13 protein-coding genes are annotated in these 11,667 nt (G+C 64.4%); 4 read left to right on the top strand and 9 right to left on the bottom strand.

Going from position 1 to position 11,667, the window contains the following annotated elements; translation table 11 throughout:
* The first annotated feature begins 61 nt into the window (after nt 1-61).
* Nucleotides 62-520 carry a Cd(II)/Pb(II)-responsive transcriptional regulator gene (gene cadR / locus ACUY1T_RS12200; protein ID WP_446023137.1) on the top strand — a complete coding sequence of 153 codons (459 nt, stop codon included), beginning with the start codon at nt 62-64 and terminating at the stop codon, nt 518-520.
* A gap of 20 nt (nt 521-540) precedes the next feature.
* Nucleotides 541-1,158 carry a hypothetical protein gene (locus ACUY1T_RS12195; protein ID WP_446023136.1) on the top strand — a complete coding sequence of 206 codons (618 nt, stop codon included), beginning with the start codon at nt 541-543 and terminating at the stop codon, nt 1,156-1,158.
* 147 nt (nt 1,159-1,305) lie between these two features.
* On the opposite strand, the gene ACUY1T_RS12190 is transcribed toward ACUY1T_RS12195, so the two are convergent.
* The 5 genes from ACUY1T_RS12190 to ACUY1T_RS12170 form a co-directional block, all read right to left on the bottom strand.
* On the bottom strand, nt 1,306-2,073 hold the full coding sequence (locus ACUY1T_RS12190) for a transporter substrate-binding domain-containing protein (protein WP_446023134.1): 768 nt from the start codon (nt 2,071-2,073) through the stop codon (nt 1,306-1,308).
* A 126-nt stretch (nt 2,074-2,199) separates the two neighbouring features.
* Nucleotides 2,200-2,931 carry an ABC transporter permease gene (locus tag ACUY1T_RS12185; protein ID WP_446023132.1) on the bottom strand — a complete coding sequence of 244 codons (732 nt, stop codon included), beginning with the start codon at nt 2,929-2,931 and terminating at the stop codon, nt 2,200-2,202.
* 1 nt (nt 2,932) lies between these two features.
* Nucleotides 2,933-3,634 (bottom strand): ABC transporter permease, encoded by a 702-nt coding sequence (locus tag ACUY1T_RS12180; protein WP_446023130.1) that lies wholly within the window; start codon nt 3,632-3,634, stop codon nt 2,933-2,935.
* A gap of 10 nt (nt 3,635-3,644) precedes the next feature.
* Complete coding sequence (locus ACUY1T_RS12175) at nt 3,645-4,415, bottom strand: ABC transporter ATP-binding protein (protein WP_446023128.1); 771 nt, start codon at nt 4,413-4,415, stop codon at nt 3,645-3,647.
* Between the two features lie 232 nt (nt 4,416-4,647).
* A complete protein-coding gene (locus ACUY1T_RS12170; protein WP_446023127.1) occupies nt 4,648-5,634 on the bottom strand; it encodes a succinylglutamate desuccinylase in 987 nt (328 codons plus the stop codon).
* A 200-nt stretch (nt 5,635-5,834) separates the two neighbouring features.
* Between ACUY1T_RS12170 and ACUY1T_RS12165 the strand changes: the two genes are divergently transcribed.
* Entirely contained in the window at nt 5,835-6,728 is an 894-nt protein-coding gene (locus ACUY1T_RS12165; RefSeq protein WP_446023125.1) for a class I SAM-dependent methyltransferase, read from the top strand.
* Nucleotides 6,729-6,930: 202 nt separating this feature from the next.
* On the opposite strand, the gene ACUY1T_RS12160 is transcribed toward ACUY1T_RS12165, so the two are convergent.
* From ACUY1T_RS12160 to ACUY1T_RS12150, 3 genes are all read right to left on the bottom strand, one after another.
* Entirely contained in the window at nt 6,931-7,677 is a 747-nt protein-coding gene (locus tag ACUY1T_RS12160; protein WP_446023124.1) for a PRC-barrel domain-containing protein, read from the bottom strand.
* Nucleotides 7,678-7,934: 257 nt separating this feature from the next.
* The gene (locus ACUY1T_RS12155; RefSeq protein ID WP_446023123.1) at nt 7,935-9,005 is read right to left on the bottom strand and encodes a tartrate dehydrogenase; all 1,071 of its coding nucleotides are present in this window, start codon (nt 9,003-9,005) and stop codon (nt 7,935-7,937) included.
* Between the two features lie 10 nt (nt 9,006-9,015).
* On the bottom strand, nt 9,016-9,897 hold the full coding sequence (locus tag ACUY1T_RS12150) for an alpha/beta fold hydrolase (RefSeq protein WP_446023122.1): 882 nt from the start codon (nt 9,895-9,897) through the stop codon (nt 9,016-9,018).
* 102 nt (nt 9,898-9,999) lie between these two features.
* Here ACUY1T_RS12150 and ACUY1T_RS12145 point away from each other — a divergent pair, with 102 nt between their 5' ends.
* A complete protein-coding gene (locus ACUY1T_RS12145; RefSeq protein WP_446023120.1) occupies nt 10,000-10,923 on the top strand; it encodes a LysR family transcriptional regulator in 924 nt (307 codons plus the stop codon).
* Nucleotides 10,924-10,935: 12 nt separating this feature from the next.
* Here ACUY1T_RS12145 and ACUY1T_RS12140 read toward each other — a convergent pair whose 3' ends face one another.
* A complete protein-coding gene (locus tag ACUY1T_RS12140) occupies nt 10,936-11,631 on the bottom strand; it encodes a TVP38/TMEM64 family protein (RefSeq protein WP_446023118.1) in 696 nt (231 codons plus the stop codon).
* Nucleotides 11,632-11,667 lie beyond the last annotated feature (36 nt).

Here is an 11,667-nt window from a genome sequence, read left to right as displayed (position 1 = left end):
TGGTCTACCATGATGGAACACCCTGTAGCCACTACAGGGTCAAGCGACTTGTGAGGTGCTCATGAAGATCGGCGAACTGTCCGCCCGCACCGGCTGCCCGGTGGAAACCATCCGCTACTACGAACGCGAGGGGCTCTTGCCCGAGCCCGCTCGCAGCAGCGCCAACTACCGGCTCTATGCCGAGCCCCACGCCGAGCGGCTGCGCTTCATCCGCCACTGTCGCACGCTGGACATGACGCTGGGCGAGATTCGTACCCTGCTCGACTATCATGACCACCCGCGCCAGCCATGCAATGCCGTCAATGGCCTGATCGACGACCACCTAACTCACGTCGAGGCACGCATCGAGCAGCTACAGGCACTGCGCCAGGCGCTGGCGACCCTGCGCTCGCGCTGCAACGGCGAAAGCGACTCCAGCCAGTGCGGCATCCTCCAGGAGCTGGCCCAGCCGGCGCCGCGTGAACTGCCCGCCACGAACGCCGAGCCCAGTCACGTACCGGGGCCGCATGGCAGCCATTGACACCATTCATGAGAAAGCCAATGCCTTACAGGGACGTGCCCGCCTACTATTCGCAGTGGGTCTCGAGCGAGCGTATTCCCGATTTTCTCTCCGGACGCATGGCAACCGTCGACGACCCGCGCTGGGCCGAATCCGGCGCTGCCAGCGCCGAGTCGTACGCACGCTGGTCTTCACATATCTGCGGCATGGCCTGCGCCAAGATGCTTCTCGAAGAAAGGACCGGGGAGCGTTTCACCCTGTTCGACCTGCTTGAAAGGAGCCGGGAAGTCGGCGGCTACGTGGTCACCGAAGCGGGTATCAAGGGACTCTACTATCGCCCGCTGGTGCAGCTGCTGTGGGAGCGCCATGCGCTAGACGCCGAGGTGGTGGAGCACGTCGAGGCCGAACGCCTCGTCGAGTGGCTGGCTGAGGGGCACCGTGTCATCGCCTCGGTGCACCCCACAATACGCACGCCCGATCAGGATCCGCCGCATCGGGGCGGCCATCTGGTCTACCTTTTCGGCCTGGATGAACGGGGGCGCCTGCGCTTCCACAACCCATCCGGACTACCCGGAGTGAGTCAGGTGGACGCCCGCCTCGAGCCTGCGATCTTCGAGCGATTCTTCGCCGGGCGCGGGATTCTTGTGCGCAGAGGTTAGGGACGGCGCGAGAATCAGCCGCGAAGGTTACGAGCAGTGTCGTCCAGGCGCTGGCACGCGGGGAGGCGTAGAAGCTGTAAGGATGGGGGTGGCAAAGGCAATCCCTCCCCGGCGAGCGCCGGCGAGCGCCGGGGAGGGATGGTGCCATCACTCTTCGCCGAAGTAGCGCTGGTAGATTTCGTCGTAGGTGCCGTCTTCCTTGAGGGTGGCGAGTGCCTCGTTGAAGCGCTCGGCCAGTGCCTCGTCACGCGGGCGGAAGGCGATGCCGAAACCTTCACCGAAATACTCCTCGGGCTCGGTCACCATCTCGCCCACGACCCTATACTCGCCGTCCTCGTTCTCGAGCAGCGTGGCCTGCCCGACGATGAACTCCAGGAAGACGAGGTCCAGGCGCTGGGCCTGCAGGTCGAGCACCATGTCGTCGGCGGTGGAGTAGCGGCTGACGTTGGCTACGCTGCCGTAGTTGTCGGTGACGTAGCTGTCGAAGGTGGTACCACGCTGCACGCCAATGCTTTTCCCGGTCAGGGTCTCTTCATTGATCTCGTCGACCTCGCTGCCAGCGGGGGCGAACCAGGCGCCGGGGATGGTGATGTAGGGATCGGAGAAGAGCAGGGTCTGGCGGCGCTCGTCGTTGATGCTCATCGAGGACATGATGGCGTCGTAGTTGCGTGCCAGCAGGCCGGGAATGATGCCGTCCCACTCCTGCTCGATCCACTCGCAGGTAACGCCGATCTCTTCGCAGAGGGCATTGCCCAGCTCGATGTCGAATCCGGTCAGCTCGCCTTCGGGGGTGCGGTACTCCATCGGTTCGTAGGGTACGTCGACGCCGAAGCGCACGTGATCGTAGTCACGGGCCTGGGCGGTACCGGCAGTGATGGCCACACCCAGCAGGGTGACTGTCAGCAGTTTTTTCATCGTTCGCTTCCCTTTTGTAGTAGTCATTCGTACACCTTTTAGGTGACGTCGCGCCTGAATTTAGCGCAGCCGCGCCTGGGCCGAAAGCCCCCGGGCACGGATTTTCCAACGCCTGTTTGACGTTGCTCAATTTCCGCCCTCTGGCTTGAGGTGTGCCAGTAGCCGTTTCTCCAGGTAGCGGAAGAAATAAAGAATGGCGAAGGTCAGGCAAAGGTAGATCGCCGCGGCGAACAGGAACGCTTCGAACGGGGCGTAGAAGCGTGCGTAGACGAAACGTGCCGCCCCGGTGAGATCCATCAGCGTGACCACGCTGGCGATGGCGCTGGCATGCAGCATGAAGATCACCTCGTTGCCGTAGGCCGGCAGGGCGCGGCGGAAGGCGCTGGGCAGGATGATGCGTCGCATCATCAGGCTCTGCGACATGCCATAGGCGCGCGCCGCCTCGATCTCGCCTCGCGATGTGGCCTTGATGGCGCCGCGGAAGATCTCGGTGGTATAGGCCGCGGTGTTGAGGGTGAAGGCGATCAGCGCCGGATAGAAGGCCTCGCGCAGGATCGGCCACAGGAAGGTCTGCTGGATACCGTCGAAGAACACCACGCCGTAGTAGATGATGTAGAGCTGGATCAGCAGCGGCGTGCCGCGGAACACGTAGGTATAAACGTAGATCGGCAGGCTGATCCAGCGACGCCCCGAGCTGCGCCCGATGGCCAGCGGTACCGCCAGCACCAGCCCGATCACCAGCGACAGGAACACCAGTTGGGTGGTGGTGACCAACCCTTCCCAGTAGTAGGCGAGGGTCTGGGGGGTGAAGATGCGATTGTCGGCCAGCAGCTCGTTGAGCCAGGTAAGATCGATCATCTCAATGCCCTCCGAAGCCGACGTTGTAGCGCTTCTGCAGCCGCGCGAACATCCACTCCGACACGCTGGCGATCAGCAGATAGGCGGCGGCCACCGGGATCAGGAAGGTGAACGGTTCGTGGGTGGCGCGGGAGGCCTCTGCGGCGACGCGCACCATGTCGGAGAGCCCGATCACCGAGACCAGGGCGGTGGTCTTGAGCAGGACCATCCAGTTGTTGGAGATTCCCGGCAGCGCGTGGCGCATCATCTGCGGGAAACGGATACGCCGGAACACCAGCCAGGGACTCATGCCGTAGGCCTTGCCGGCCTCGATCTGGCCATGCTCCACGGCCAGGAAAGCGCCGCGGAAGGTCTCGCCCATGTAGGCGCCGAAGATGAAGCCGATGGTGATCGCCCCGGCAGCGAAGGCGTTGAGATTGACGTACCAGTCCAGGCCGGTGCGGTCGTAGATGGCGTCGGTGATCACGTTCAGCGCCATCTGGCCGCCGAAGAACAGCAGCAGCATCAGCACCAGGTCGGGTACGCCGCGAATGACCGTGGTATAGAGCGTGGCCACCTTGTGCAGCAGCCAGTTGCGCGACATCTTGGCGCTGGCAGTGAGCAGCCCCAGTACCAGGGCGAGTATCAATGACAGCACGGCAAGCTGAAGGGTCACACCGGCACCTTCGAGTAGCCGTGGGCCATAACCGTGTAGGTCGAGCATGCGATTTCCCTCAGTACTTCGGCGCCAGGAACTGCTTGAGCCGCGGCGAGGTGGGGTTGACCAGCACCTCCTGGGGTGGGCCGGCCTCTTCGACGACCCCCTGGTGCAGGTAGATCACCTGGCTGGAGACATCCCGGGCGAAACCCATCTCGTGGGTCACCACCACCATGGTGCGCCCCTCGTCGGCCAGGTCGCGCATGACCTTGAGCACGTCGCCGACCAGTTCCGGGTCGAGTGCCGAGGTGGGTTCGTCGAACAGCATCACTTCGGGATCCATGGCCAGCGCCCGGGCAATCGCACCGCGCTGCTGCTGGCCGCCAGACATCTGCGCCGGGTAGGCATCGGCCCGGGCCGTCAGGCCCACCCGCTCGAGCAGCGCGCGGGCATGCTCGACGGCTTCCTTCTTCGGCTTGCCGAGCACGTGCACCGGTGCCTCGATGATGTTCTCGAGCAGGGTCATGTGAGCCCACAGGTTGAAGCTCTGGAATACCATCGATAGTTTGGCGCGCATGCGCACCACCTGCTTCCAGTCGGCCGGCTCGCGGCCGTGCTTGGTCTGCTTGAAGCGGATTTCCTCACCGTGGACGATCAGGTCGCCCTCGTCGGGCTGTTCCAGCAGGTTCATGCAGCGCAGGAAGGTGCTCTTGCCGGAGCCGGAGGCTCCGATCAGGGTAATGACGTCCCCTTTTCTGGCCTCGAGCGAGAGACCCTTGAGGACTTCGGTATCGCCGAAGCGCTTCTTGATATTGCGCACTTCGAGTGGCATCGGGGTATCGGCCATGGGACGGGCTCCAGATCGGGATGAGTCGCCGGGGCGACGGCCGGTTAAGCGGGCAGGCGCGAAAAAGGGGCGATTCTAACAGGCCTGAGGGCTTTCGGCAGAAGGAACGCGGGTCCGTGCCGTGGGACGATAGTCGATATTGTGGAGGTGGAGTGACATTGAAAGCTCCTGATTATTGTTCTGCAGTAAGAAAAGGCACTGGAATGATCGGTTCTTGCAGGTATCCCTGGGGTCAGTCGGGCGGCGGTGCCGGACGGGCCAGCAGGGCGGCTCGGGCACCCAGTTCCACCGCGGCGTTGGGGAATACCACGCTGAGCGGTTCTCCCTCGACGACGAAGGGACCGGCCTCGGCATCCTCGGCGAGCCGTGCGCCAGGCTTGAATTCGGTGAAGTTCGGCGTGTCGTTGGCAAAGCACAAGCGGAAGTCGTCGGAATGGCGGATCAGCTCGTGGGCCACACGGAAGAATCTCATGCGTTCAGGAGCATCGCCAGGCGGCTCGCGCCCCTCTATCAGCGCCTCGAACAGGCGCGCCATGGGCCTCAGCGGAGCAAGATCGTTCTGCCCGAAGGGCAGGGCTCGCCCCAGCTCCAGGGTGAACGCCTGTGCCTGATGGTAGTGCTTGGAATAGTGGGAAAAGGTCCAACTGTGCTGATGCTGATGCAGCACCGCCTGGATGTCTGCGGCGGCCAGCCAGCGCCATTGCTCGGGTCGGGTAACCGTGTCGGCGAAGGGGTCGACCACGAAGCGTGGGAAGCGGCTCTCACGAATTGCCGTGTGCAGGTCGTAGTGGAGGCGCTTGCGCTCCGGGTGGCGGGCAAAGAAGGCATCCACGGCTCGCATCAGCAGGCGGGCGCGGTCCGGCTCCATGCCGGTTTCATCGAGGTCACGGAGGAACAGGCGGTTGAGGTTGGTGTTCACGTAACGCTCAGCGCGGTGGATGGCCTCGAGATTGCCCAGGATGACCAGCACCGGTGCGCCCAGCGTCAGCAGCCCCGCTTCGAGGCGGGCGAGACACTCCCCGAGCAGCTCGATGGGGGCGGTCTCGTTGCCATGAATTCCCACGGAGAGCACGCAGGCATGCGCTGCTTCACCGCAAGCCAAGGGAGTCAGCTCGAGGATGCCCGCCGCGTGCAGGGTATAGGTGCCGCCGGGAAGCTTGCCGCTACGTGACTTGGGCGCGGTGTCTTCCAGGCTGAGTTCGATCCATTCCGACAGCATGGGATGTCCGGGTCGGTTGTGAGTAGGATGATGAGACCTTGGCCACCATCCTGCGCACGGGGCGTCATCGCAAGATCGTGCGTCGGGCTGGTGAAAGCCCGGGTGCGATATTGAAACTGGGTGAGCCGACCTTTGGCCAATGGGGACGAGGCCAGGCGAGGGCTAAGCTGGCTTCTTATTCTGATGGCGAGGAGCCTGTCATGCCAACCGCCTACGCTGACGATACCTGCGATCATGGCCGACAGCTCAACGAGCATTACGATGCCGCTACCGCAGGCCAGACCCTGCTGGCCCGCTTGCGCGAGGCATTCCTGGCAGCGGGACGTGACCCGGAGCGCTTGAGCCGGGATGACGTCGCCGGCATCGACCAGCTGCACCTCGGCGGGCGCAGCGCCAGCCGCGCCCTGGCGGCACTGGGCGAACTCCACGGTGGCGAGCGAGTGCTCGACATCGGTTGCGGTACCGGCGGTGCCAGCAGGCTGTTGGCCGCTGAGTACGGCTGCGAGGTGGCCGGTGTCGATATCACCTCGGCCTTCGTCGAGGTGGCGAACTGGCTGAGCGCGGCCACCGGCCTGGCCGAGCGTACCCGTTTCCTGTGCGCCGATGCTGCCGGCGTGCCATTGTCCGCGGGTAGCATCGATGTGGTGTGGTGCCAGCATGCACTGGTGAACATGCCACATGTGCCGCGGGTGCTGGCGGAGTGGCAGCGCCTGCTGGTTCCGGGTGGCTGCGTGCTGCTGCACGAGCTGGTAGCCGGCGACAACCGCGAACCGCTGGCGCTGCCGGTGCCCTGGGCACGTACCCAGGCTACCAGTCACCTGCGTTGCCGTGAGCAGCTCGAGCGCGCCATGGCGCTGGCCGGCTTCGAGCCGCTCGAAATGGAGGACGTTACCGACGCGGCCTTGGCCTGGCGGCAGGAGCACAGCCGGCGCGAGAGCCAACCCGACGGGACGACTCAGCACCCAACGGCATTGCCAGGCCCGGCGTTGATCTTCGGCAACGAATTTTCCCGGATGGGGCGCAACCTGCGCGACAACCTGGCAGCCGGCAAGGTGAGGGTGCTTGCCGGGAGTTGGCAGCGCGGGAAGCGATAAATTCGAATCGGCGAGACGAAATGCTTCGCTTTCCTTGGTCGCGTTCCTTTCTATTCTGTAGACGCTCGCCGGCTATACCGACGCAGGAAACGGCGGGGAAGCCTCTCATGGACTGGCACGAAGAAGGCGCGGCAAAAAAGCCGCGCCTTCTTGGCTCGACCCTCTTGTCTCGGCCCTGAGGGACCGATGAGCGACGGGCCTATCAGTTCATACCCTGAACCTCATTCAGCTGCTCGTCTTCGTCCAACACCTCGAAGTCGTCCTGATCGAAATCCTCGGTAGAGCGCTCACCACTTTGGGATTGCAGGACCACCTCGCCTTCGGAGCGAATTTCGAGGTTCTCGACCGGATAGGCCATTTCATCCTCGCCGAAGCCGAGGAAGCCGCCTTCCGTTACGACCACATAGGTGTCGTTGCTTTGGGTGTCGCGCACCACGCGGTCGATATCGCCGAGTTCCTCGCCGTCCTGATTGACGAGATCGCGGTTTTCCAGCTCGCTGACCTGAATGCCCTGGCCTTGGGCTTCCTGATCCTGAGCGGCCTGGTCCTGTGCAGCTAGATCAGAGTCCTGCTGATCCTGTTCATCCGGATCGCGCAGCTCTGCCTCGGCTTCATCGGCCGGCTGGACCTCGACATCGGCTTCACCCGTCTCCTCGACGGTAACGTCGGGCTCGGCCTGGTCCACATCGACGTTAGGGTCCTGCTGCTCGATAGTGACTTCCGGCGGCTGCTGCTCGACGGTCACGTCGGGCGGTTCCTGCTCGACGTTCACGTCAGCCGGCTCTTCCTCGATACGAACCTCGGCCTGACCTTCGCCGTTGATCTGCTCGTCCTCTTCGGTCAGCTGCTGCTGCTCGCGCAGCTGTGCATCTTCTTCCTGGGCAAGGATGCCGTGGGTCAGTCCCGTGCTCAGGGCACCTACTGCGATGGCGATTGCTGTCCTTTTCATGCCGTACCTCCTTTCCATTTCGCTTTGCCCTAATGAGCTCGCACTCACCAGGCTAGACGACAAATCGTCCGTTCAGGCAGGCACTTACCGGGAGGTAACGAAAACCAATCAGGCAGTGACCTGGGAGAGCTTCTGTTTCATCTCTCTCCGTTGTACGGCATAGCCACGCTGATTGAAGGCGAGCCATGCGAGCCGGCCCTGGATGAACCAGTGGCCGGCTCGCATGGAAAACATGGCGCAGGGGAACCTGAGCCTGATCAGGCAAGGCGCTGTGCTATTGCCTGGCCCAGCGTCCCGGTGCTTCCCTTGCCGCCGACATCCGGCGTGAGAACGGCCGGGTCGGCTTCCTCCAGTACCGCTTCGAAGGCGGTGACGATGGCATCGGCGGCTTCCTTGTGGCCCAGGTGTTCGAGCATCATGGCGCCGGACCAGATCTGGCCGATGGGGTTGGCGATACCTTTTCCGGCAATGTCCGGGGCGCTGCCGTGAACCGGTTCGAACAGACTCGGAAAGGTGCCCTCCGGGTTGATGTTGGCCGAGGGAGCCACGCCGATGGTGCCGGTACAGGCCGGGCCCAGGTCGGAGAGGATATCGCCGAACAGATTGCTCGCCACCACCACGTCGAACCAGTCGGGGTGCATGACGAAGTTGGCGGTGAGGATGTCGATGTGGAACTTGTCGACGCTGACCTCGGGATAGTGGCCCGACATGGCCACGACCCGCTCGTCCCACCACGGCATGGTGATGGCGATGCCGTTGGACTTGGTGGCCGAGGTGAGCTTCTTCCGCGGCCTGCTCTGGGCCAGCTCGAAGGCGAACTTGAGCACCCGGTCGGTGCCGTGGCGAGTCATCACCGTCTCCTGGATCACCACCTCCCGCTCGGTGCCCTCGAACATCTTGCCGCCGACGCTGGAGTACTCGCCTTCGGTGTTCTCGCGCACCACGTAGAAGTCGATGTCGCCGGGCTTGCGGCCGGCCAGTGGGCTCTTGATCCCAGGCAGCAGCTTGCACGGGCGCAGGTTGATGTACTGGTCGAACTGGCGACGGAACTGCAGCAGCGAGCCCCACAGCGAGATATGGTCCGGCACCGTATCGGGCCAGCCCACGGCGCCGTAGAAGATGGCGTCGAAGTCCTTGAGCTGCTCGAACCAGTCGTCGGGCATCATCTTGCCGTGCTTGGCGTAGTAGTCGCAGCAGGCGAAGTCGAAGTGCTCGAAGGAAAGGTCGATATCGAAGCGCTTGGCGGCGGCTTCGAGGACGCGCAGGCCTTCCGGCATCACTTCGTTGCCGATGCCGTCGCCGGGAATCACGGCAATGCGATGGGTCATGGTGGAATCCTCAGGTGGTGGTCATGAACTGGGCGATACGCGAAAGCAGTGCTTCTGGCGCTTCCTCGGGGATGTAGTGGCCGCAGGGCAGGGCTTCGCCCTCGACCCGTTCGGCCACGGCACGCCACTCCTCCAGCGGGTCGAAGCAGCGCTCGATGATGCCGTGCTGGCCCCACAGCACGCTGACGGGGCAGGCTATGCGTCGGCCCGCCTCGCGGTCGGCGCGGTCGTGCTCCAGGTCGATGGTGTTCGAGGCGCGGTAATCCTCGCACAGGGCATGGGCAGCGCCGGGCTGCGCCAGGCAGCGCTGGTACTCGGCGATGGCTGCCGGGTCGAAGGCGGAGAGGCTGGCATGCCGACCACCCATGGTGCGGGTGATGTAGTCTGCAGGGGAGGCCTCGATCAGGGTTTCCGGCAGCGGCGCCGGCTGGATCAGGAAGAACCAATGAAAATAGGCGGTGGCGAAGGTGCGGTCGGTCTGTTCGTACATGGCAAGCGTCGGGGCGATGTCGAGCAGCATCAGCTTCTCCACCGCCTGGGGGTGGTCCATGACCAGGCGGTGGGCGACCCGCCCGCCGCGATCGTGACCGCAGAGGAAGAAGCGCTCGAAGCCCAGCTCGCGCATCACCGCGATCTGGTCATTGGCCATGGTGCGCTTGCTGTAGTTGGCGTGATCCGGCTCGCCGGCCGGCTTCGATGAGTCGCCGTAGCCGCGCAGGTCGGTAGCTACCACGGTGAAGCGACGTGACAGCGGCTCGGCCAGGCGGTGCCAGATCACGTGGCTTTGGGGATGGCCATGCAACAGCAGTAGGGGTGGCCCCGAACCGCCGATACGGCCATGGATCTGGATATCGCTATGGGCGATGTCGAATGTACGAAACCCTTCGAACATCTTGCCTCCTCCCGGTTTTACCTGCTCGCAGTCTAGCCCTTGGCTTTGCAAGAATAATCAGGTTGAATGGAAAGGCATTATTGAATTCAAGTGGAGAGTGCCTTGGCCCAGCTCGACGATCTCGCCTTCTTCCAGCAGTTGGCCCAGGCGGGCAGCCTGACGGCCACGGCACGCGAGCTGGGCCTGTCGCTGTCGGCGGTGAGCAAGCGGCTCAAGCAGCTCGAGGCACGCCTGGGGGTGGAATTGGCCAGCCGCACCACCCGGCGCCTCTCGCTGACGGCGGAAGGCGAGCGCTACCTGGAACGGGGGGCGGCCATCCTCGAGGAACTGGCCGAGCTGGAAGAGGCGTTGGGCGAGCAACAGGCGGCACTGTCGGGGCCGCTGCGGGTCAACGCCACCTTCGGCTTCGGCCGGCGCCACGTGGCACCGTTGCTGTCGGCATTCTGCGCCCGGCACCCCGGCCTCGAGGGGGTGCTGGAACTCTCCAACTATCCCCTCAGCCTGGGCGAGCAGGGCTTCGACATCGGTGTTCGCATCGGTGAGCCGCCGGATTCGCGCCTGGTGGCCCGGCGCATACTGGCCAATCGACGAGTGCTGTGCGCTTCCCCTGATTACCTGGCGCGTATGGCACCGCTCGTCTCGCCGGCCGATCTTGCCGCTCATACCTGCCTGATTCTGCGTGAGAATGACAGTGACTATGGCGTCTGGCGCTTCTGCCGGCGTGACGACGATACGGTCGAGCAGGCGGTGAAGGTCTCAGGCCCCCTGGCCAGCAACGACGGTGAAGTGGTCGTGCAACTGGCGCTCGACGGCCACGGTATCGCGCTGCGCTCCTGGTGGGACATTCACCCGCACCTGAGGGGCGGCAGGCTGGTCGAGCTGCTGCCCGAGTGGCGCGGCGTGCGCGCTGACTTCCATGCCGTCTACCAGCAGCGACGCCACGTGCCGGCGCGTATCCGCGCCTTCGTGGCGTTCCTCGAGGAGCGGATGCCGGACAGGGTACCGGCCATGGTGGACGCAACCTGATGGCTGGCGCGTTCATCCTCGGTGTCGGTGTCGGTGTCGGTGTCTGGCGTCGGCATAGCGCTTGAGGCCGTACAGCAAGGCCAGGCCCGCGACGATGCCCCCGCCCGCCAGGGCCAGCTCCTGGCGATCCTCGGCGGTCAGCAGCGTGCCGAGCTGGCTGCTGAGCAGGATGATACCGGCCAGCCCCGGCGTGGCACCGATCAAGGTGCCGAGCAGGTAGTCGCGGAAACGGATGTGAAAGGCGCCGGCTAGCAGGTTGGTCAAGGTGTACGGTGCCAGGGGCAAGAGGTTGAGAATGGTCATGGTGCGCACGCCGCGTCCGGCCAGGTAGCGTGAAAGGCCCAACAGCCGCCTGCCGCCGTAGCGCAGCAGGGCATCGCGTCCCAGCCAGCGCCCCAGCCAGAAGGTGGCGATTGCCCCCCCGAGCGTACCGATGAACGAATAGACGAAACCCCACACCGGACCGAAGATCAAGCCCGCCAGCACCACCAGCACACTCAGCGGGAAAAGCACCAGCGAGGCGGCCACGAAGACCGCGACCACCACCGCACCGGCCCAGGGCCGGTCACGCCAGGCCAGCGAACCTTGCAGCAGGGAAAACAGGGTGTTGGCATCGAACAGGTCGCGTGCGGCCAGCCAATGCCACAGGAAACCCAGCAGGGCAAGCGCCAAGACGAGAGCGAGGACGAAGAGGACCTTGCGGGACATGCGGGAGGCCTGCGCAGGGACGTGGCTTCAGCATAG

The sequence above is a fragment of the Billgrantia sp. Q4P2 genome (genome assembly GCF_052806135.1).
The sequence above is the reverse complement of the archived record's forward strand: the minus strand, read 5'-3'. Positions and strand labels throughout refer to the sequence as shown.